This is a genomic window from Nonomuraea sp. NPDC049625, from assembly GCF_040675285.1.
Lineage (GTDB): Bacteria > Actinomycetota > Actinomycetes > Streptosporangiales > Streptosporangiaceae > Nonomuraea > Nonomuraea angiospora_A.
Genome location: NZ_JBFAOQ010000021.1, coordinates 23,247 through 44,551, shown reverse-complemented (window position 1 = coordinate 44,551; position 21,305 = coordinate 23,247). Strand labels below are relative to the sequence as shown.

General features: G+C 71.8%; 17 protein-coding genes. 11 read left to right on the top strand and 6 right to left on the bottom strand.

What is annotated here, in order from left to right:
* Positions 1-18 precede the first annotated feature (18 nt).
* On the top strand, positions 19-375 hold the full coding sequence (locus AB0J87_RS54210; RefSeq protein ID WP_363981664.1) for an ArsC/Spx/MgsR family protein: 357 nt from the start codon (positions 19-21) through the stop codon (positions 373-375).
* A 539-nt stretch (positions 376-914) separates the two neighbouring features.
* Here the strand turns inward: AB0J87_RS54210 and AB0J87_RS54205 are convergent.
* From AB0J87_RS54205 to AB0J87_RS54195, 3 genes are all read right to left on the bottom strand, one after another.
* On the bottom strand, positions 915-1,403 hold the full coding sequence (locus tag AB0J87_RS54205) for a hypothetical protein (RefSeq protein WP_363982044.1): 489 nt from the start codon (positions 1,401-1,403) through the stop codon (positions 915-917).
* 71 nt (positions 1,404-1,474) lie between these two features.
* Positions 1,475-2,668 carry an MFS transporter gene (locus tag AB0J87_RS54200; RefSeq protein ID WP_363981661.1) on the bottom strand — a complete coding sequence of 398 codons (1,194 nt, stop codon included), beginning with the start codon at positions 2,666-2,668 and terminating at the stop codon, positions 1,475-1,477.
* A gap of 471 nt (positions 2,669-3,139) precedes the next feature.
* On the bottom strand, positions 3,140-3,796 hold the full coding sequence (locus tag AB0J87_RS54195) for a methyltransferase domain-containing protein (protein ID WP_363981658.1): 657 nt from the start codon (positions 3,794-3,796) through the stop codon (positions 3,140-3,142).
* A 132-nt stretch (positions 3,797-3,928) separates the two neighbouring features.
* Between AB0J87_RS54195 and AB0J87_RS54190 the strand changes: the two genes are divergently transcribed.
* Both AB0J87_RS54190 and AB0J87_RS54185 read left to right on the top strand, forming a co-directional pair.
* Positions 3,929-5,758 carry a serine/threonine-protein kinase gene (locus tag AB0J87_RS54190; RefSeq protein ID WP_363981655.1) on the top strand — a complete coding sequence of 610 codons (1,830 nt, stop codon included), beginning with the start codon at positions 3,929-3,931 and terminating at the stop codon, positions 5,756-5,758.
* Entirely contained in the window at positions 5,755-7,449 is a 1,695-nt protein-coding gene (locus AB0J87_RS54185; RefSeq protein ID WP_363981652.1) for a protein kinase, read from the top strand. Before AB0J87_RS54190 ends, AB0J87_RS54185 begins: the two co-directional genes overlap by 4 nt.
* Here the strand turns inward: AB0J87_RS54185 and AB0J87_RS54180 are convergent.
* Positions 7,446-9,491: a transposase gene (locus AB0J87_RS54180; RefSeq protein WP_363981649.1), complete on the bottom strand. Its 2,046-nt coding sequence runs from the start codon at positions 9,489-9,491 to the stop codon at positions 7,446-7,448. The genes AB0J87_RS54185 and AB0J87_RS54180 overlap by 4 nt on opposite strands.
* Before the next feature lie 593 nt (positions 9,492-10,084).
* The gene (locus tag AB0J87_RS54175; RefSeq protein ID WP_363981646.1) at positions 10,085-10,921 is read right to left on the bottom strand and encodes an SDR family oxidoreductase; all 837 of its coding nucleotides are present in this window, start codon (positions 10,919-10,921) and stop codon (positions 10,085-10,087) included.
* 87 nt (positions 10,922-11,008) lie between these two features.
* Between AB0J87_RS54175 and AB0J87_RS54170 the strand changes: the two genes are divergently transcribed.
* The 3 genes from AB0J87_RS54170 (at position 11,009) to AB0J87_RS54160 (ending at position 14,281) form a co-directional block, all read left to right on the top strand.
* Positions 11,009-11,713, top strand: a complete 705-nt coding sequence (locus AB0J87_RS54170; RefSeq protein WP_363981643.1) for a hypothetical protein — start codon at positions 11,009-11,011, stop codon at positions 11,711-11,713.
* Between the two features lie 229 nt (positions 11,714-11,942).
* Positions 11,943-13,325, top strand: coding sequence for an AMP-binding protein (locus tag AB0J87_RS54165; protein WP_350728215.1), 1,383 nt, complete (start codon positions 11,943-11,945; stop codon positions 13,323-13,325).
* Positions 13,322-14,281 carry a hypothetical protein gene (locus tag AB0J87_RS54160; RefSeq protein WP_363981640.1) on the top strand — a complete coding sequence of 320 codons (960 nt, stop codon included), beginning with the start codon at positions 13,322-13,324 and terminating at the stop codon, positions 14,279-14,281. The genes AB0J87_RS54165 and AB0J87_RS54160 overlap by 4 nt, the downstream gene beginning before the upstream one ends.
* Before the next feature lies 1 nt (position 14,282).
* Here AB0J87_RS54160 and AB0J87_RS54155 read toward each other — a convergent pair whose 3' ends face one another.
* A complete protein-coding gene (locus tag AB0J87_RS54155; protein WP_363981637.1) occupies positions 14,283-17,228 on the bottom strand; it encodes a BTAD domain-containing putative transcriptional regulator in 2,946 nt (981 codons plus the stop codon).
* A gap of 98 nt (positions 17,229-17,326) precedes the next feature.
* Between AB0J87_RS54155 and AB0J87_RS54150 the strand changes: the two genes are divergently transcribed.
* The 5 genes from AB0J87_RS54150 (at position 17,327) to AB0J87_RS54130 (ending at position 21,296) form a co-directional block, all read left to right on the top strand.
* Positions 17,327-19,126: a glycoside hydrolase family 15 protein gene (locus tag AB0J87_RS54150; protein ID WP_363981634.1), complete on the top strand. Its 1,800-nt coding sequence runs from the start codon at positions 17,327-17,329 to the stop codon at positions 19,124-19,126.
* Between the two features lie 27 nt (positions 19,127-19,153).
* Positions 19,154-20,044: an SseB family protein gene (locus AB0J87_RS54145; protein WP_350728219.1), complete on the top strand. Its 891-nt coding sequence runs from the start codon at positions 19,154-19,156 to the stop codon at positions 20,042-20,044.
* Positions 20,041-20,445, top strand: a complete 405-nt coding sequence (locus tag AB0J87_RS54140; protein WP_363981630.1) for a hypothetical protein — start codon at positions 20,041-20,043, stop codon at positions 20,443-20,445. Before AB0J87_RS54145 ends, AB0J87_RS54140 begins: the two co-directional genes overlap by 4 nt.
* A 105-nt stretch (positions 20,446-20,550) precedes the next feature.
* Entirely contained in the window at positions 20,551-20,955 is a 405-nt protein-coding gene (locus AB0J87_RS54135; protein WP_363981627.1) for a YbaB/EbfC family nucleoid-associated protein, read from the top strand.
* On the top strand, positions 20,952-21,296 hold the full coding sequence (locus AB0J87_RS54130; RefSeq protein WP_363981624.1) for a hypothetical protein: 345 nt from the start codon (positions 20,952-20,954) through the stop codon (positions 21,294-21,296). Before AB0J87_RS54135 ends, AB0J87_RS54130 begins: the two co-directional genes overlap by 4 nt.
* The last annotated feature ends 9 nt before the right edge of the window (positions 21,297-21,305 follow it).

Genomic DNA, 21,305 nt, shown 5'->3' with positions numbered 1-21,305 from the left:
TCTGTACTGTCGGGTGTCATGGAGATCTGGATCAATCCGGCGTGCTCGAAGTGCCGCTCCGCGCTGTCCATCCTGGACGCCGAGGCCGCCGAATACACCGTGCGCCGCTACCTTGAGGACCCGCCCGACGAGGCCGAGATCCGCGCGGTCCTGGCCCGGCTGGGCCTCGAACCGTGGGACGTCACCAGGACCGGCGAGGCGCGGGCGGCCGAACTCGGCATGGCCACCTGGCCGCGCGACGCGGACGCGCGTGACCGGTGGATCAGGGCGCTGGCGGAGAACCCGATCCTGATCCAGCGACCGATCATCACGGCCGACGACGGAACGACGGTGGTCGCCCGGTCCGAGGACGCCGTCCGCTCTGTACTCCCCTGACCGTCCCCAACGGCTCACCACCGAACACGACCAGACAGCCACGAACCACCGCCAAACCAACACGCCCGCACCCATCTCGGTGCCATGTCGGTCCGGCCACCGCCCGCCCGCACCCCTTCGGCGCCACGGCGGTCCGACCACCATGCCCACACCCATCCCAGCGTCGCGGCCGTCCAGCCACGGCCCGCCCGCACCCATCCCAGCACCGCGGCGGTCCAGCCGCCACGCGCCCGCGCCCTTCTCAGCGACCCGGCAGTAAGCCCGCCAACGCGTCCGCGCACATCTCGGCGGCACAGCGGTCCCGCAGCCACCCATCCGTTCGTCCGGCCGATTTCCGATTTCGGCCGCATCCGCGCGGACGCGCAGGTCGTCGTGCTCGCGGGGACGGCGGGCGAGGATCATCGGAGCCGACACCGGCCAACTGCGGGCATCGCCCCCGTCGTTGACGACGACCCGGCGGTACACGGCCGTACTCCCCCGGCTGCGACGGGGTGGGGCGTGGTGCACGCGCTCCTACAACCCCCGTGTGGATCGCTTGGTCAGTTGACGCAGTCCTGCGTCTTGAGGCTGAGCGCCAGCTCGTAGACCTTGCCCTTGGAGAGCAGGAACGAGTAGTTGGCCTTGGAGTTGCCGGGGACGCTCACGTACGGGTAACCGCTCGCCGCGGTCTTGACGCCCGGATACGCCTTCTTGATCTGCGTCATCGTGGAGCCGAGGCCGATGCCCTCGGGCGTCTTGACACCCTTCGCGGCGAAGATCAGGGCCACGCCACGCTTCTTGGAGATGTACAGGCCCACGTTGTCCTTGCCGGTGGGCAGGGCCTTCAGGTCCCAGCCCGCGCACGAGCCCGCCTCGCCGGCCTTCTTGAGCACAACCTCTCGGGTCGCCTTGGCCTGCTTCTCGCTCATGCCGAGCCGGACCTTGCCATAGCCGTAGGGCCCCAGCGTGGTCTGGGCGGACTGGGCGAACGCGGGCGCGCCGGCGGTGAGCAGTGCCCCGCCTGCCAGGACCGCCACAAGCACCTTCATCACGATGATCTCCCCTGTGTCGAACGGTACGCATGCTTCGAGTGGCGGACCCGGCGGAAAGTTCATCCGGATTAGTCACGAACGCGCCACACCGGCGGCGCGAACAGGCTCACAGCCGTGACGAGCACGGCCGCCACGGCGCCCACACCCAGGACGGGCCCGCTGCCCAGCAGCGCCGCCGCGGGCCCCGCCAGGCCCATGCCGACGGGCGCGGCCACGAGGGCGCCGAGCATGGTGACGGAGGTGGCGCGGCCGACGAATTCCTCGGGGAGGTGGCGCTGGATCGAGGTGGTCTGGAGGACGTTGTAGACCACCAGCTCCATGCCGGCGGCCGCCGCCGCCAGCGCCAGTAACCAGAGCGCGGCGGGGATCGCCAGCAGCGCCGGGAGCGGGGCCATCAGGAAGAAGAAGAGGAGCGCCGCGACCACGGGCCGCCCCGGCCGCCACCGGGCGCCGACGAAGCCCCCGGCCAGCCCGCCGACGGCGTACGCGATGCCGATGGCCGACCAGGCGGGCGCGCCGCCGAGGTGCTGGTCGGCGACGTACGGGCCGAGGACCAGGATCGGGGAGACCACGAGCACGTTCGTGAGCGCGCTGTGGATCGTCCACATCCACAGCCACCGGTGCCGGGAGAACTCCGCGAACCCGCCGCCGATGCCGGCCAGCACACCGCCGCTCGGCCGCGGTCGTCCCGTCTCGAGGGGCAGGCGGTACAGGAAGGCCGCGCTCACCAGGAACGTCAGCGCGTCGACCAGGATGGCCCAGCCCGGCCCGACCAGCGCCACCAGGGCTCCGGCCGCGCCCAGCGCCAGGATCGACGCCGCGCTCCTGGAGATCGAGATCAGGGAGTTGGCCGCCTGCACATGCTCCCTGCCGGCCAGCCCGGTCACGAGGCCCGCCGCGGCCGGGGTGAAGAACGCCGATCCCGCGCCGGCGATCAGCTGCAGGGCGATCAGCATCCAGAGGTGCGCGGCGCCGGTGAGCAGCAGGACCGCCGTCATGCCGTGCGCGGCGAAGCGGGTCAGGTCGGCAAGCAGCATCACGGTCCTGCGGGAGAACCGGTCGCCGACCGCGCCGCCCAGCAGGGTCAGGAGGATGACGGGCAGCCGGGTGCTCAGGACCACGATCCCCAGGTCCACGGGTGATCCGGTGAGGTGCAGGACGGCGAACGCGATCGCCAGAGGGGTCAGCGAGTCACCGAACGCGGAGGCGGTCTGACCCAGGTAGTAGCGCCGGAACCCTTTGGCCGCCAGCGGCGCGAACATCGAACGCGAACGAGAACGAGGCGAGACCGCCCGGCCACCGGCGTCTCGCTGCCCATCCACGGCGAGCCGAGCGCCAGCATCAGCCCGGACGCGCGCAGCGTCAGGAACGGCGGCGTCAGGGACGGTGGCCGTGGCACGGGGATCGGGCTCGACGCCCGTGGCACCCGGGGTGCTCGGGCCGAGTGGCGTCGTGAGGTGGCGAGCGTCGGGTGCCGCGAGGTGGCGGGCTTCGCCTATGGCGAGGTGGTGGTTGTCGGGTGCCGCGAGGTGGCGGGGGTCACCTACGGCGGGGTGGTGAGTGTTGGGCGCGGTGGGGTCGAGCGGCTGGGGCTCGGTTGTGCTCCGGTGGCTGCGATCGGACACCGTGCCCCTTTCGACGCGCGCGTGGCATCGGCACTCGCCCCTGGCCGCCGGCGCCGGTCTGAAGATTCGGGGACACTCTGCCAGGCTCCACCGACAGTTCCGGGGTGGTCAGGCTGGGGCGTAGTGCGCGTTGACGGCGGGTTGGCCGGTGTAGTTGGGGCCGGCCTGGTCGTCCGCGCCCAGGTAGCGGTACGGGAGGTCGAGACGTCTGCGGCCCCGGCAGCTGATCCTCCTCGTGCGCCCGTCGTACGTCATCCCTTGCGAGCGCAGGGCGGTGGTCAGGCGGCGGCCGGCAGGGGTGTCGTCCGGGAGGCGGATGCTGCGGGTGTCGAAGTTCGCGACGAAGAGGCCGTCTTCGGTGAGCCAGTCGGCGGCCTTCGCCAGGAGCGCGAGCTTGTCACCGATGTAGTGGAGGCCGTGTACGCAGGTGATGAGGTCGAACGGGGTATCGGGGCGCCACGTGGTGACGGAGGCGGTGATCAGTCGCAGCCGTGGCGGGGTCGGCGGGCAGGCGAAGAAGTCGACCAGGTCCACGCCCACGATCTCGGCGTCCTGTCCGAGCAGTGCGGTGGCCTCGTTGAGGGCGTTCGCCGTGCCGCAGCACAGGTCCAGCCAGCGCGCCGGCCGGGCTTCCGTGGCGCGGAGCACGTGGATGACGTCGATGCCGAGCTCTCGGTTGTAGGAGGGGAGGCGGCGTTCGCGGTTCATGAGGCTGTTGGCCACGACGGGCGAGCCCTCCAACTCGTCGTCCGTGGTCAGCGGCATGATCGCACCTTTCTGGCCGCGCCCGGGGTTACCGGAAGGTTTCCGACAGATCCGGAACTTCGCCACAAATCCGTATGCAGTCGCTATCGTACGTAACGATCAGCCGCCCCCGTCTCAGGAGTCACTTCTCTCATGCCGCAAGTCGAACCGCTGCGGGAGGATGACCCAGCGACAGTAGGGGAATACCGCCTGTTCGGCCGGCTGGGCGCGGGCGGCCAGGGGACCGTCTACCTCGGGCAGGCTCCCGGCGGGAGCCCCGTGGCGGTCAAGGTGCTGCGCGAGGGTGCGGGGTTCGACGACAGGCTGGCGAAGGAGATCGCGGCCGCGCGGCGGGTGGAGCCGTTCTGCATCGCGCAGGTACTGGACGCCTCGCTGGGCGGCCCACGACCGTACATCGTGACCGAGTACGTGGACGGCCCCTCACTCCACCAGGCCGGCCGCCACAGCGGAGCCGACCTGCAACGGCTCGCCGTCGCCACGGCCACCGCGCTGGCCGCCATCCACCAGGCGGGCATCGTGCACCGGGACTTCAAGCCCGCGAACGTCCTGCTCGGTCCCGGCGGGCCGCGCGTCATCGACTTCGGCATCGCCCGCGCCATGGACGACGCCCTCACGCACACCAGCAGCATCGTCGGCACGCCCGCGTACATGGCGCCCGAGCAACTGGCGGGGCAGTCGGTGGGGCCGGCGGCGGACGTGTTCGCCTGGGCGTCGGTCATGGCGTGGGCGGCCAACGGGACGCCGCCGTTCGGGCAGGACACGCTGCCGGCCATCATCAACCGCATCCTCCACAACGAACCCCAGCTCGGCGACGTCCCGCATCCGTTACGGGGCATCCTGTACGACTGCCTGGCCAAGGATCCGCATGCCCGGCCGACGATGCGGGACGTCATCCTGCGGCTGCTGAGCGGGCAGAACTCCGGGGGGCAGGGTCCGACGGCCGGGGTCCCCCAGGGAGCGGGGTCCGGTCCGATCCCAGGATCCGCAATGCAGGGGCCGGGTTACGGGTCGGTGCCAGGGCAAGGTCCGATTCCAGGGCCGGGGCAGGGGCCGGTGGCCATATCGGGGCAAGGGCCGGGGCCGGGGCGGGGTCAGGTTTTCGGGGCTGGGAACGGGCCGGTGCCGATGCAGGGGTCGGTGCCGGGGCAAGGACCGCTTCCCGGGCCGGGACGTGGGCCGGCGCAGGGTCAAGGACCGGCGCCCGGGCCGGGATATGGGCCGGTGCCGGGGCAAGGACCAGTGCCTGGGCCGGGTCAGGGGTATGGCCCAGGCCAGGGGCATGGGCCGGAGCGGCGGGGGGTGGCTGGGCGGCGGGTTGTGCTTCCGGTGGCCGTGGGTGTGTCGGGGGTCATGGTGGTGGCGCTGATCGGTGGCGTCGTCTGGCTTGCCCCCTGGTCGAAGCAGCCCGGTCGGGCGTCGTTCGCCGCCGATCAGCTCAGCCCGTCCGCCGCCACCAAGACCACCGAGCCCCCGGCCACGAAGACGCCGCCCCGGAAGACCCACAAGGCCACCCCCAAACCCACCCAGAAGATCACCCCCAAGGTCACGTCCACGCCACCGTCGGCGACGCCCACGCGCACCACGGCGCGCCCGACCGTGGCTCCCACCCCCACCAAGACCACCAAGAAGCCGGTCGCGAACGCCAGGATCAGCATCCTCGAGATCGAGCTGTTCGGCGGCCCCGGCCAGAGCCAGGGAAGCGGCTGCTACATGCCACCGGTCCACTTCCAGACCAACGTGGAGTCGACCCGGCAGAAGGTGTGGGTCTCCTACAAGTGGCTGCTGGACGGCAAGGCGGTCGCAGGGAACAGGTCGTGGGTGTCCGAGGGCGGGTACACCGCGTTCGCGACCTCCGGCCAGTACATGCTCAAGGCCGGGCGCCACACGGTCGCCCTCAAGGTCACCTCCCCGTCGGCGACGCAGAAGAGCGTGTCGTTCAACGTCTGCGCCATCCCGACATGATGATGCCGGAGGCCATCGGCCCGTACCGGGTCGTCAAGCAGCTCGGCGAGGGCGGCCAGGGCGTGGTCTACCTGGCCACCGCCCCCGACGGCACCCGGGTCGCCGTCAAGGCGCTGCACGAGGGGCTGCCGGGTGACGGCCGGTTCGCGAAGGAGATCGCGGCCGCGCGGCGGGTGGAGCCGTTCTGCATCGCGCAGGTGCTGGACGCCTCGCTGGGCGGCCCACGACCGTACATCGTGACCGAGTACGTGGACGGCCCCTCACTCCACCAGGCCGGCCGCCACAGCGGAGCCGACCTGCAACGGCTCGCCGTCGCCACGGCCACCGCGCTGGCCGCCATCCACCGGGCCGGCGTCGTCCACCGGGACTTCAAGCCCGCGAACGTCCTGCTCGGACGTGACGGGCCGCGCGTCATCGACTTCGGCATCGCCCGCGCCATGGACGCCGCGCTGACCCGTACCAGCAGCGTCGTGGGGACGCCGGCGTACATGGCGCCCGAGCAGTTCATGGGCGCCGCCGCGGGGCCGGCGGTGGACGTGTTCGCGTGGGGGGCCGTCATGGTGTACGCGGCCACGGGCGCCCCGCCGTTCGGCAACGACTCCGTGCCCGCGGTGCTCAGACGGATCCAGTACGAGGAGCCGCAGCTCGGCGGGGTGCCGGAGCCGCTGCGCTCGATCGTGTACGCCTGCCTGGCCAAGGATCCGGCGGCCCGCCCGGCCATGCACGACGTCCTCTTCCAGCTGATCGGCGGCCAGGCACCTCCGCCAGGCGGTTCGGCTCATCCGGCCTCACCAGGACCGGGATCGGGGGCGTTCCCGGGCGGCCCGGTGCCTCAAGGAATGGCGCCCATGGGATCAGGACATGCGGGTCCGGGGGCGTTTCCAGGAGGGCCCGCATATGGGGCCGTCCCGGGCGGACCTCATGGGCCTGGCCCGTACCGGGGACCCGCGCATCACCCCGGCGGGCCCTTTCCGCACCAGCCGCCGATCGCCCACCTCCGGACCAACCCCGGACGGGGATCCTCCGGCAACGGGCGCATCCTCGCGTTCCTGGCCGGCGGGACCGCGGTCGTCGTGACCGGCGCCGTGGTGGCCGCCTGGGCCTGGGCGCCGTGGTGGCCCGGCCGTGCCACCACCGCCAACATCGTCACGGCCTCCACCCCGACTGTCTCCGGCTCGGGCACCGGGGCTAAGGGATCCGCCAAGACCCCGCACCCCACCAAGAGCCCGAAGACCTCCAAAACCCCGAAAACGCCCAAGACCTCCACAACCCCCAAGGCCACCACCACGACCCGCCCCACCTCCGAGCCCACCGTCAGCCGAACGTCCAGACCGACCACGAAACCCAGCACCTCCAAACCGACCGCGACCAGCGGCGGCGGCGGGGTGAAGTCGGTGTCCTTCAGGTACGAGGGCTACAAGCTGAGCGACTGCTGGCGCAACGACACGAACATCTGGGCCACGGTCTCGGCCACGGGCACCTACAGCTACCGGTGGCTCGTCAACGGCCAGAACCAGGGCAGGCAGGAGGGCACGTCGTCGTCGAAACCCCTGCTGCCGTCCATCACCTGGAAGGGGGCCGGGACGTACAACGTCGTCTTCGAGGTGGTCACCCCGACGAGGTTCACGAAGAGCGCCACGGTGAAGATCTGCAGCAACAGCGAGAGCTGGGGCGAGGAGTGGCCGGACTAGCGTCTTGAATTCTCTGTGATCTCTGAAGAAATTCGGGCGGGCGTAGCCTGCTTTGGGCTGCTCCCGTGCTTGGCAAGTGCGAGCACGGGGGTGGCTTTGGCGTGGTGGAAGCCGGTCCGGTGGTAAGAATTCCTGACATGCCCTGTCCGGTACGACTCGCGCCGTCCCGGCTTGGATGCATGGCCCGCCGGACGCTGTCCCACCCCGGGCACGCCGGGGACGGGGGCGGGCACCGTGCGCCGGTCGGGCACACGGCTGGAGGTCAGCCAATCGTCTGCCAAGGTGTTCACCAAGTTGTTTGCCGGGTCCTTCGCGGTGCGGGCCGGCCGTTTCGGGGTGGGACGGTTCTTGGATCTGTCGCGCGCCGCCGGCCGGGGGTGCAGGTCGGTTCGGGTATGTCGGGCGCGGCGGGCGGCGCGGGTGGGCTTGGCCGGCCGGCGGGCGCGCGCCACGTTACCCTCCACGACCTTGGGGATGGTGCGGGCCCCGGTGGCGCGGTGGGTGCGGGTGGCGTTTTGGCCGAGCAGGCCGCGCGCCAGGATCCGCTCGGCTGCGGCCCAGTCCCGATCACACGACAGGCCGCAGACAGGGCAGTACGCCCACGCCCAGCCGCGCTCGGCGAGCCGGTCCGGGGCCGGGCAATGCCGGAGCACCGACGTGCCGTCCCCGCAGCGGGGGCAGTACCGGGAGGTGCCGCGTGCCGGGACGGTGACCACGGCGATGGTGTGCTTGGCCGCCAGGTGCCGGATGGCCTGGACGATCTGCCCGCGCACCTGCCCCGACAGGCGCGCGTTCGCGCGTCCTCGGCGCCCGCGTGCTTCCAGGGTGGCAAGGTCTTCCAGGTAGATGACCGTCGCCCCGTTGGCGACGGCCTGATCGACCGCCCAGCGTGCCGCCGACCAGGCCAGCGCCTTGTTCAAGTGCCGGATGCGGGCGCACACGCGCTCGTGTTCGACACCAGTGTGCCGGCACGCTACGGCCAGCTGCGCGTAGCGGGGATCGGCGGGCGTGATACCGGCCAGGAGCCGCTGCTGATGCTGGTGCTTGGCGGCCAGGCGCTCACGCTCGGCCCGCAGCCGGTGCAGTTTGGCGGAGATACCGCTCGCGTCGTAGGTGAGTGGCCGCCCGTCGCCGATCACCCGGCCATCAGTCAGACATCCGGCCGTGCCGGTCAGCAGGGTGTTGAGGCCCCAGTCGAACCCCACCCCGGTCACATGTCCGGTGGCGGGCGCGAACGCGATCGGGATCTGGAACGGCAGATCGACGCGCACCCGGCCGTCTTTCACTCGAAGGGCAGGCGTGCATAGCTTCGCTTGCGAAGGCACAGTCGGTGGCAACGCGATCGGCAGCACGTGCCAGGCCCAGTCCTTGGCGGAGGCGGGCGAGGCGATCAGGGGAAGCCGCACCCGCAACCGGGCGCTATGGTTGCCGGTGCGCTCCAAGGTGACCAGCTGCCGGTCGGCTGCGGCCAGCACGATCTGCGCCGCGCTGACCGGGGGCTCCTCCAGGTCGGTCAGATCGACTGGCAACACGCCATGCTCATCATGGTAGGCGCGGATCTGCCGGGTCCGGTTTCGGATCTGCGCCAGGGTCACCCCGTCCGGCAGCACAGCGTGCAGCGCGTCCCATTCGGCGCTGGTGCGGGCTCGCGGGTTGGCTGGCCAACTAGCCACGATCGCCGCCGCTAAGCGGCGACGGTGAAGCGCCAGCCGCAACGCGCGGGCGGCCTGCTCCTGCGCGCACCGCACCACGCGATCGAACACGTACACGCTCGACGCGGGGGTTATGCTCCAGCCCAGCCGCCGGAGAGCCATCCACCCTTTCGGCGGCAATGCGCGCCCGTCCAGCCCCACTCCGGACGCCAGACCATCCAGATCAGCCGCATTCCACCGGGCCGCGACGATACCGGCGCTGAGTTCTCGCGCCAGGCCGGTCAGCCAGGCGACCCGCTGCGCCAGCAGCGGCTGAGAAACGACCTCGCCGGTCTTTTCCACCGTCGCTACGTGGGCGGTGCAGGGCGCGGTCGCGGTGAGCTTACTCACGTCGCCGCCCCCTGCCTCGAAGCGGTTGCGCGGCGGCACCCGGGCGTGTACGGCACGACCTGCATCCGCCCACCCCGCCTCTCGCCTCCACGATGTGTCACCGAAACACTACCAAGAGTTCGCGTCCATGGATAGAACACTTGAGCGATAAATATCCAATACCGTCCGCCCGCACACGCGCTCAGGCCACACGGCAAAAATGCTCGCCGACCGCCCGGCCAGGCCGGTCTTCCACAGCCTGAGCCCTGTCCATGCGGACCTCCACGATCCGGTGGCGGCGCCCTTCGTCTGCCCGTACCGCCAAAGATGCCTCCTGCCCGCCCCCACCGGATACGCGCACGTAGCCGACCCGCACCCGCCTCTATACCGGAAAGAGGCCGCAACACCAGCGAACGAATCAAGGCCCGCCTTCTCGAAGCGGCCCTCGAGTTGAGCCGTGCCGACCCACCTCACGCGAATCCGACCCCGACCGACCCGCAGCCGCACTACGCCGAGACGCTTAGCCGCCGCCCGTCTCAACACACTCAACTGAGCTGAGAGATCACGGCAGAGCCTCTGGCTTTCATAGCGAATATGGAGAGCAGTTCATGCCCTTAGCCCTTGGCCAGGAGCTCCTCGAACGTGGTCGCGGCGTGCCCGGTGAGCGTGGGGATCGCGTCGCCGACCCCCTCCAGCTCACCGGCGGCGATGGCCTCGTACGTCGACACCCACGCCGCCACCTGCCACGCGGGCGCGTTGTAGCCGCGGCGTGACTCGTAAGCCTCTTCGACCGTCTCCGGGTGGTATGTGATCGCGCGCCCGGTCGCCCTGGTCAGCGCGGCGGCCACCTCGTCCAGTGTCAGGGCCTGCGGCCCGGTGAGGTCGTAGGTCGCGCCCTCGTGCGCGCCCGGATCCAGCAGGACCGCGGCCGCCGCCTCCGCGATGTCGTCCTGGGCCACCGCCGCGACCCGCCCCTGACCGGCCGGGCCGCGGATCACGCCGTCCTCCCCCGCCATGCCCGGCAGGAAGTCGGCGTACAGGTTGTCGCGCAGGAAGGTGAAGGGCAGGCCGCTGCCGCGAATGTGCTGCTCGGTGGCCCAATGGTCGCGCGCCAGCGTGAACGTGGCATCCGGGGCGGCGCCGTAGAACGAGATGTACACCAGATGGGCGACACCGGCGTCGCGGGCGGCGTCCACGAACGTGCGATGCCGGTCGAGGCGGTCGGCGCTCTCCGACGCGGACACGAACAGCACGGTCGAGGCCCCTTCGAGGGCCCGCCGCATCGCGCCGGGATCGCCGTACTCGGCGCTGACCGCGCTCGCGCCCGCGAGCGGGGCGACGCGGTCGGCCTGCCGTGAGACGAGCCGCTGCTCGACCCCGGCGGCGGCGAGCAGCGCGGCCACCCGCCCGCCGAGGCGGCCGGTGGCACCGGTGGTGACGATGAACCCCATGCCGTCACCCTATTGCGGCCGGAGCTGTCAACCAGGCGTCCCCCTGCACCGTCTCCTCATGGTCCCCATCCGTCGCAAGGAGTCGCCGTGCGTGTTCTGCTGCTCGTCCCAGCCGCCACCCTGTTGCTCTCGTCCGCCGCCGCCCGAGCCGACGTCGTGGAGTACGCGTGCAAGGTCCGCGCCACGGGCGAGACCCAGGACGTGAAGGTCGAGGTCGAGCTGACGGTGCCCACGGACGCGCAGGTGGGCGAGCAGATGGCCATCGGCTGGCACGGCACGTACGTGGAGGGTTCCGAGTTACGCGCACCTGCCACGGGCCTGGAGGACGGCCTCAAGCTGTACGCGTACGCGGGCATCAGCGGCATCGAAAAGCTGACGTCGGCCACCGGCGTCGCCGCGGTCGGGCCGATCATTCCCGGGGCGCCCGTCCGACTCCCCGCGACGACGGTCGACATGAAGACGACACCCAAGAACCCGGGCACCGGCACCGTGCACGCGGCCTCCATCAACTTCGGCACCAGCCCCAGCGATCGCGCGATCGAGTGCGAGGTCAAGAACGAGGACGCCCGGACGGAATACCCCCTCAGCATCCCCGGAACCGGCGAGACCACGAGCGGCAGCCCCAGCGAGACGGACACGAAGACGAAAACCCCGGCGGGTGCGGCCGACACGGGTGGCGGTGGTGAGGCGGGGCCCGACGGGCGGGTGCTGGTGGGGGTGGGAGGCCTGCTCGTCCTCGCCTCCGCAACCGGCCTGGTCCTGCGGCGGCGCAGGGTTGTAGCGGGCTTGTAGCGACCCTGTAGGACCCGGGCTGATCGTTTACGGCAGAGGGGCGCGAGAAGCCCCTCTGCCCCGAACAACGAGGGAGAGTCCCATGGTCAAGACTGTTCGCCGGTACGCCAAGTACGCCATCAGCACGCTGTCGACCGCGGTTTTCGTCCTCAACGGCTGACACCCAGGTGTCCCCCGGGCGCTCCGGGCCCGGGGGACACACTGCACCATCGCGACAGGAGGGCGAGGCGTGTTCGGCACAGCGGTGCGGCAACTGGGCTACGCGTGGACGATGATGTCCGGCCGCAGGTTCCGGATCAAGGACGTGCGGGCGCTGGTGGAGGACACGCGGGCGACCATGGAGGCGTTCGGATCGCCCGGCGAGGGCTCCGACGACATGCTCGCCGCCGCCGACCCGGAGATCCAGGAGGACCTCACCAAGCGGCGCCTGCGCCGCACGATCAGGCACGCCCGCGCGGAGGTCCCGTACTACCGCGGTCTCGAGTCGGACGACCTGGCCGGCATCGCCCCCACCCCCAAGCAGGCACTGCGCGGCATGTCCGCCGCGTTCGTCTCCGAGCTGGCCCGTCCCGCCGTGCTCGCGCACACGACCGGCACGACCGGCAGCCCCACGCTCGTGTGGTTCTCCGCGTACGAGATCGAGCTGATGTCGTCGATGGCGGCGCTGGCCGCGATGCTGAACGGCGGCCTGCGCTCCGAGCACCTGTGGGCCAACGCCATCAGCTCCCGTTCCATCGCCCAGATCGTGGCCGAGCGGGCGGTGCCGATGACGGGCGCGGGCTTCGTGCACCTCGGCATGATCGACCCGCGCGCCACCCTCGACCGGCTGGCCACGCCGATGCACGTCCCCGGCAAGCAGCCCCTCATCACGCACCTGAACGTGACCGCCTCCTACCTGGCCGCGCTGGTGCAGGAGGCCGAACGCGGCGGCTGGAGCCCGCGCGACTTCGGGCTCATCGAGGTGACGTCCGGCGGCGAGGTGCTCACCGACGCGCTGCGCCTGCGCGCCGAGGAGGCCCTGGGTGCCAGGGTCTACGACGGCTACTCCATGACCGAGATCGCGCCCGTCACCGGGCGGGTGTGCGATGACGGCCACCTGCATCTGCCCTCCGACCAGGGCCTGATCGAGGTGCTCGACCCGGTCACCATGGAGCCCGCCGGGCCGGACGCGCTCGGCGTCCTGGTCGTCACCCCGTACTCCACCTTCCGCGACACCACGCTGCTGCTCCGGTACGTCACCGGCGACCTGGTCAGAACCCTGCCCGAGCCGCCCACGTGCGCGCTGGCGGCGATCCCGGCGACCTCCCGCATCCTGGGACGCGCCGTGGACGGCGACGTGACCACCCGTGACGTGCTGGACCTGCTGCAGGCCGAGCACGCGCTGCCGCTGCCGACCAGGTTCGCGGTCGAGGACGGGATCCTGCACGTCGTGTCGGGCAAGGACGACCCGGCGCTGCTCAGCCGGCTGGAGGAGCGGGCCGCCGCGACGAAGCTCAAGGGCATCGTGCTGGTCGAGAGCCCGGACGACCTGCCACGCCCCTGCCACGTCCGGGCGGACCTGATCGAGCAGAGCTTCGAGCACGCCGCGCACCTCCCGATCGGAGTCCGATGACCGCGCACGTCCTGGGCCTGCACACGCTCATCGCGCTGACCGTCGCGTTGGCGGCCCTGTTCCTGTCCCGGTACGAGATCCCGCGACCGCCGGTCGGCAAGTTCGTCGGGTCCGACATCGCCGTCATGATCGTGGCGCTGGTGGCGATGCCGTTCGCGTACCTGCACATCCCCGTCGGCATCGTCGTGACGATCTTCGGCGTCGTGGTGTTCACGCTCGCGCAGCTCACGCTGGCGCCGGTGCTCGGCGGGCGGACGGCGGCGATCGCGGCGGCGGTGCTGGTCGGCGGCGACGTGGCCGCGTACTTCGCCGGTTGGGAGCCCGCCGTCCTCGTGCTGAACGACGTGGCGGTGATCCTGCTCGTCGTCGGCGTGGTCAACCTGTGGGTCCAGACGGCCGTCACCCCGGCCCAGGTGGCCGCCCTGGCCGCCGCCCTGACCTGCTACGACACGCTCGCCACCGGGCTCAGCTCGCTCACGCTCGACTTCGTGGCGCGGCTGGACGGGCTGCCGTTCGCGCCGGTGCTGGCCACCCGCTACGGCGCCGACGCCTCGCTCGTCGGGTTGGGCGACTGCCTCATGCTCACGTTGTGGCCGCTGGTGGCGTACAAGAGGTACGGCCGGCGCGCCGGCTGGCTGGCCGCCGGGATCGACGCCGCGCTGCTGGCCGTCGCGGCCACGGCCTTCCTGTTCGGTAGCGGCGCGATACCGCTGCTGACCCCGCTCGGCCCGCTCATCGTCGCGCAGTGGCTCTTCTGGCGCACCCGCCCGGTCCCGGCGCCGTCGCGGCCGGTGGTGGAGCGGGCGCTGGGCGAGATGATTCCCGCGGGCGTGTGGGTGGCGCTGGCCGACGGCGAGATCGTGGGCGAGGGCCCCACGCCGGGAAGCGCCCGGCGGGCGGCACGGCAGTCGGGCCTCGCAACCGTCCCCGTGGTACGGCACCGCCCGGCCGAGTAGGTCAGCCCTGGGCCTCGTTCAGGAAGCCCTCGACCTGGGCCCGTTCCGGCCCGCTCTCGAACAGCTCGGCCGACTCGCGCCACACCGCCGCCGCGCACGGGTGCTCCCCCAGCTCGGCGTACGCGCGGCCGAGCTCCCTGAGCACGCGGGCCCGCCAGGTCGGCGGCCCGCCGGGCCCGAGCCCGTCGCGGGCGGTGACCAGCAGGCCGAGCGCCTCCGCGGCGCGCCCCTGCCGCAGCCGCACCTCGCCCAGCGCGTACGTGGCCAGCGCCTCCCCCAGCCCGTCCCCGCACTCGCGGAAGAGCGACCTGGCCCGGTCGAGCGCGTCCACGGCCTCGTCGAACCGCCCGAGCGCCCCCAGCGCCTCGCCGAGCCTGCGCAGCACCTTGCTGGACGCGACGCGATCCCCGATCATCTCGCTGACCACCAGGCTCTCCTGGTAGCACCACACGGCCTCGGCCACCTCGCCACGCAGGTAGCAGGCGGTGCCCAGGGCCCGCAGCAGGTCACCGCGGGCCCGCCGGTCCTCCCCCGCCTTGGCCAGCCGCTCCTGGCAGAGCCGCACCGCCTCGCCGTACCGGCCCAGCTCCATGTGGATCCAGACGGGCCACGTCCAGGCGTAGTCGAGCCCGCCCTCGTCACCCAGCTCCTCCAGCAGGGCGATGGCCCGGTACGCCTCCTCCAGCCCTTCCTCGAACAGCCCGGCCCCGTGGAGGCAGGCCGCCCGGTTGATCAGTGCGTACGCGGCCCCGTGCGAGTCCCCGATCCGCAAGCAGTCCTGATATATCCGCTGGAAGTGCTCTCCCGCCGGCCCGTAGGCCCCGCGCGACAGCGGCACCCCGGCCAGCACCAGCTCGGCCCGCAGCGCGATCCGCTCGCTCGGCGCCGCCGCGATCACGATCCCCTGCAGCCGCTCCACGTCGTCGAAGAACCCCTCCAGGCTCAGGTACGCCGACAGGTGGTGCGCCAGCTCAGCCGCCTCCTCCGCCATCCCCAGCTCGACGGCCGCCGACACGCTGTGGACGAGCGTCCTGCGCTCGGCGGCCAGCCACGCGATCCCGACCCCGTCGATCGCCTCGGCCTGAGGGAAGGGCGGCGCGGTCGGGATGGGCAGGTCGCTGGTGGCCGCCCTGAGCAGGCGCAGGCACTCCAGCACGTGCCGGGTCAGCGCCGCCCGCTGCTCCTCCAGGTCGTCCTCGACCCGGGCCCGCTCTTCGGCGTACACGCGTAACAGGTCGTGCAGGCGGTAACGCGGCTGTCCCGCCCCGTCGACCTCGCCCGAGTCGAGCATCCCCCTGACGACCAGCGTCTCCAGCGCCGCGTCCGCCTCCAGCCCGGACGAGCCGAGCAGGGCCGCCGCCGACCACTCGGCGATGCTCCCCAGGTCGGCCAGCCCCAGCAGCCGGAACGCCCGCCGCGCCGGCTCCGGCAGGGCCGCGTAGCTCTCCCCGAACGTGCCCCGCACGTCCAGCCCGCCCACGATCAGCTCGTCGAGCCGCCGGTCCTCGAGCCTGCTGGCGAACACGCCGACCGGCCAGGACGGGCGGATCGCCAGCCGCGCGCCCGCCACCCTGATCGCCAGCGGCAGCAGCCCGCAGGCCTTCAGGATCGCCTGCGCGGCCTCCGGCGCCGCGCGGAAGCGCGCCCCGCCCGCCACCCGCTCCAGCAGCAGCCGGGCGTCGTGCTCGCCGGGCAGGTCGAGCTGGAGCCGGGTGGCCCCCTCCAGGGCGGGCAGCCGCGACCTGGACGTCACCAGCACGCAGCTGCGCGCGGTGCCCGGCAGCAGGTGGCGCACCTGCGTCTCGTCCTGGGCGTCGTCGAGCACGATGAGCACGCCCATGTCGGCCAGGCGCTGCCTGAGCAGGCTCGCCCGCTCCTCCAGCGGCCCCGGGACGAGCGTGCCGTCCACGCCCAGCGAGCGCAGCAGCTCGCCGAGCAGGTCCTCCGGCCGCCGCGGGCCGGCCGCGTCCCGGCCCAGCCGCAGGAAGACCTGCCCGTCGGGGTAGTCGGCGCGTAACAGGTGCGCCGCGTGCACGGTGAGCGTGGTCTTCCCCACTCCCGGCAGCCCCGAGACGACCACGATGGGCGGCGACATCCGCTCCGGCCGGGCCCGCGCGGCGGGGAGCAGCACGTCCAGCTCGGCCTTGCGGCCCACGAAGTCGGAGGTGTCGGCGGGCAGCTGGCACAGCGGCACGCGCGGGGAGACCGGGGCGCTCGGCGCGGGATCGCCGGCCAGCAGGGCGGCGTGCAGGTCGGCCAGCTCGCGGCCCGGCTCGATGCCCAGCTCGCTGCTGAGCACCGCGCGGGCCTGGCGGAAGGCGTCGAGCGCCTCGCTGCGCCGCCCGCTCCTGTGCAGGGCCAGCATGAGCTGCGCCCACAGCCGCTCGCGCAGCGGGTGGGCGGCGACCAGCGTGCGCAGCTCGACCACCAGGTCCTCCCCGCCGAGCTCCAGCCGGACGTCGATCCACTCGGACCTGGCCAGGAGGAGCTGCTCCTCCAGCTCGGCGATCCTGGGCTCCATGGCGCTGCCGAGCCGGCTGTCCTCGGCGGGCCTGCCCCGCCACAGGGACACCGCGGCCTTGTAGGCCTGCTCCGCGGCCTGGTGCTCGCCCGCCTGCCGCGCGCGCCGCGCCCGGCGTACGAGGTCCTCGAACGCGAGCAGGTCGAGCCGGTCGGGCGACAGCTCGCACGCGTACCCGGCGGGCTCCGTGCGCAGGCGGAGCGCGGTGCCGCTGACGACGCGGCGCAGCTGGGAGACGTACGTCTGGAGGTTCGCCACGGCGGAGCGCGGCGGGTCGTCCCAGACGGCGGCGACCAAGCGCTCGGTTGAAATCACGACATTGGGGTGGAGCAGCAGGACGCTGAGCACCGCGCGCTGCTTGGCGCTCAGCCGAACGGGCCCTTCTGCGCCTTGTACGCGTAAGGATCCCAGAATCGAGAAATCCATCGTGGCAATCTCCCCGAGGCCGTCCGGACCCACGACGCAGTACATCCCTTGCCGGATGTTTTGGCAACTGCCGACCTTGACGGGTCTAGTTTGATGTCATGGGATATCTGCCGATCGGCGAACATGGGCTGATCGGCGACCTGCGAACGGTCGCCCTGGTCGGCACGGACGGCACGATCGACTGGTACTGCTGCCCGCGCTTCGACGCGCCGAGCGTCTTCGGCTCGATCCTGGACACCGAGCGGGGCGGCTGTTTCGAACTGGCCGCCGACCTCGACATACGGACCAAACAGTTCTACATCCCCGACACGAACGTGCTCGTCACCCGGTTCTTCGCGGACGAGGGGATGGCCGAGGTCCAGGACTTCATGCCGGTCGTCGAGGAGGAGACGCACGAGGCCGACCGGCACCGGCTGATCAGGCGGTTGGTCTGCGTACGCGGCTCGCTGCCGTTCCGTGTGCTGGTCGCTCCCCGGTTCGACTACGCCGCGCAGGAGCACAGCGTGCGCCTGCACGACGGCCGGGCCACGTTCGAGTCATCCGGGCTCTCGCTGACCTTGACCTCGACCGTGCCGCTGGAGAGCGACGGGCGTGACGTGCGGGCATGGTTCACGCTCTCCGAGGGCGAGCAGGCCGTCTTCGCCCTCGACCGGTCCGACATGGGGCTCGGCCCGAAGTCGTGCGCGCTCGCCGAGGCCGAGCAGGAGCTGGCCAACACGGTGCGGTTCTGGCGGTCGTGGCTGTCCGGCTCCCGTTATCGCGGCAGGTGGCGGGAGATGGTGCACCGCTCGGCGCTGACGCTGAAGCTGCTCACGTACGCGCCGACCGGCGGCATCGTCGCGGCCCCCACCACGAGCCTGCCGGAGCAGATCGGCGGCCCGCGCAACTGGGACTACCGCTACGTGTGGGTGCGCGACGCGGCCTTCTGCGTGTACGCGCTGCTGCGGCTGGGCTTCACCGAAGAGGCCGAGGCGTTCATGAACTTCCTGTCGGAGCACGTCACGCTCGGCCGCGGCGACCAGTCGGCCCCGCTGCAGATCATGTACGGCATCGACGGGCGCGTCGAGTTCCCGGAGCGCGAGCTCCACCACCTGGAGGGCTACCGCGGATCGGCCCCGGTACGCGTGGGCAACGCCGCCGCGGACCAGCTCCAGATGGACATCTACGGCGCGCTCATCGACTCCGTCTACCTGTACGACAAATGGGGCAAGCCCATCTCCAGTGACCGCTGGGACGAGCTGTGCACGCTGGTCGACTGGGTCTCCGACAACTGGGACCAGCCGGACGAAGGCATCTGGGAGACCCGCGGCGGGCGCAAGAACTTCGTCTACTCCAGGCTCATGTGCTGGGTGGCCATCGAGCGGGCCATGCGCATGGCCATCCACCGCGGGCTCCCGGCCGACATCCCGCGCTGGCGCGAGGCCCGCGACGGCATCTACCGCCAGATCATGCGGCACGGCTATTCGGCCACGCTGAACGCCTTCGTCCAGCATTTCGACGATGACGTGCTGGACGCGGCGGTGCTGATGATGCCCCTGGCCAAGTTCGTCTCGCCCATGGACCCGAAATGGCTGTCCACGCTCGACGCGCTCGCCGACGAGCTGGTCTCCGACTCGCTGGTCTACCGCTACAACCCCGAGGCCAGCCCCGACGGGCTGCAGGGCTCGGAGGGCACGTTCTCGATCTGCACGTTCTGGTACGTCGAGGCGCTGGCCAGGGCGGGCCGGGTGGAGGAGGCCCGCCGGGTCTTCGACAACATCCTGAGCTACGCCAATCATCTGGGCCTGTACGCCGAGGAGATCGGGCGCTCAGGGGAGCAGCTCGGCAACTTCCCCCAGGCGTTCACCCATCTGGCGCTGATCAGCGCCGCCTTCAACCTCGACCACGCCCTGGGTTGACGCGTTCCGCTCCGGCAAACTGGGCGGATGACGTCGAGTGATCACGAACCGGCCACGCCGTTCGAGGAGCGGTTGTGGGCGGCGCACCGGGACGGGCAGGACGCGCTGTGCCTGAGCCTGCTCCGCGACGCGGACCTGGCGCTGCCGATCACCGCCGCCGCGGCGGACGGGACCGAGGCCCCCGCGTGGGCGACCGCCGCCGACGCCGAGCGGACGTGGCTGCTCGCCTACACCTCCGTGGAGGCGATGCGGCTGGCCACCGGGGGCGTCGCCACGCACTGCCGCGTCCTGTCGCTGGTCGAGCTGGCGGCCGGCTGGCCGGACCCGCGGTGGGGGCTGGCGATCAATCCTGGGCTGACGGCCGCCTTCATGCTGGAGTCGGGGACGGTGGCCAGGCTGGCGGTGCCCACGCTGGCCGCGGACCTCGTGCTCGACCCCGGGTCGGGGGTGCCGGCGGTCCAGAAGCTGCTGTCCCCCGCCGCCATCCATGACCTGCTGACCGGGGGCGAGCCGCGCGTCTCCGGCTACTGCCATCACGCCCTGGACGTCTCGCACATCGCGACGCCCGTCGTGCTCGCCGACGCGCTGGGGCAGCCGGACCTGCTGACCGAGAACGGCTCGCTCAACATCCTGCGCTGGCGCCCCGTGGGCCTGGCCGGCTACCGCACCCCCTACGGCGGGACCGACGAGGAGCGCAGGGCCGCGGTGGCGGGCTGGGTGGTCGAGGAGCCGCCGTTCGTGGGGATGGGCCTGGTGCCGAACGTCGACCAGGTCATCCGCGAGTACAAGGTGTACGGCGTGGGCCTGCCGCACGGCGCGGAGATCTGGGAGCTCACCTCGGGAGGGACGGAGCACCGGCGCGCGATCTACCACGGCGACCTGGGCCGGTGGCTGCTGGTCGGGAGGCGGACGGGATGAGCTGGCACTTCTACCGGGCTCGCTGGCAGGGGGCGGACTACGTGGCCAGCCCCGAGCCGCACTCCCTGGAGCTGTGGATCCGGCTGCGCAGCCCCGAGCCGGCGGACGGGTTCGAGGAGGTCGAGCCCGGCTGCCACGTACGCCCGGTGCCCGCGTCGGAGTGCACGGCCCTGGACTTCGTGACGACGGTGTGCACCTGGCGGGGAGAGCGCTTCCACGTGCACGGCGAGCGCGACGGGCGGCTGCTGCTCGAATACCTGGGCGGGTCCGCGCCCGCGGCGGTGGAGCTCGGGCTGGAGCGCGTCGAGCGGGGTGTGTACCGCCTCTGGGTGCCCCGGGCCGAGGTGACGGACCTCCACGAACACACCGAACCACTAAATGTCGGGAAACAACACTTTTGAACACACTCTTGTCTGATGGTGTTCATGTGACGGAAACTAACTAGAAACGTGGAAGTTTCGTAAGAGGATTTCCCGTAGACGGGAGGCCTGGCTTCAGGGGGTGTCATGGAGTCGCTCGACCAGCCTGATTCGGCGGCGATGAGGGCATACGCCGACGAGCTGCGCGACATGTTCCGGCAGATCCAGGACGCGGGCATGGAGCTGCATGCCCAGGCCAGAGGGGTGCAGTTCACCGAGAAGTCACGCGACGGCCTGGTGTCGGTCACGGTCGGCCCGCGCGGCGAGCTCGTCCGGCTCGACCTGGACCCGCGCATCTACCGGCGGCCGGAGGCACGGCAGCTGGCCGACACGATCGTCGAGACGGCTCAGCGGGCGGCGGCCGGCGCCCGCGAGCGCGTCACGGAGATCCTCGAGCCGGTGATCCCCCGTGCGGAGCTCGAGGCACACCTCGACGGCGACGTCGAAACCGCCCTGACGCAACTCGCCGAGCGGATGGAGGGTGAACGATGAGGCTCTGGGACGGTACGCAGATCATCAAGCCCAGCGTGGACCGGGGGCTGTCCGAGTGGTCGACGATGGCCGAAGACCTCGAACACGAGTCGGCGAGGCTGGTCTCCCTGGTCCGGGAGGCGCTCGACGCCGCCCCGTGGGGTCCCGGCGCCGAGGGGGAAGCGTTCAGGGCCGCCCATTTCCGCAACGACGGCCCCAACCAGATGCTCAGCCAGTGCACCCAGCTGGCCAAGGAGATCACCGGTGCGGGGAGCGGGGTGCGCACGGCCGTCGACAACACCCTGAAGATGGATCTCGACATCAAGCGCGACATGGCGGCCGGGCGGGTGCGGGAAATCTGAGGCCCAGGA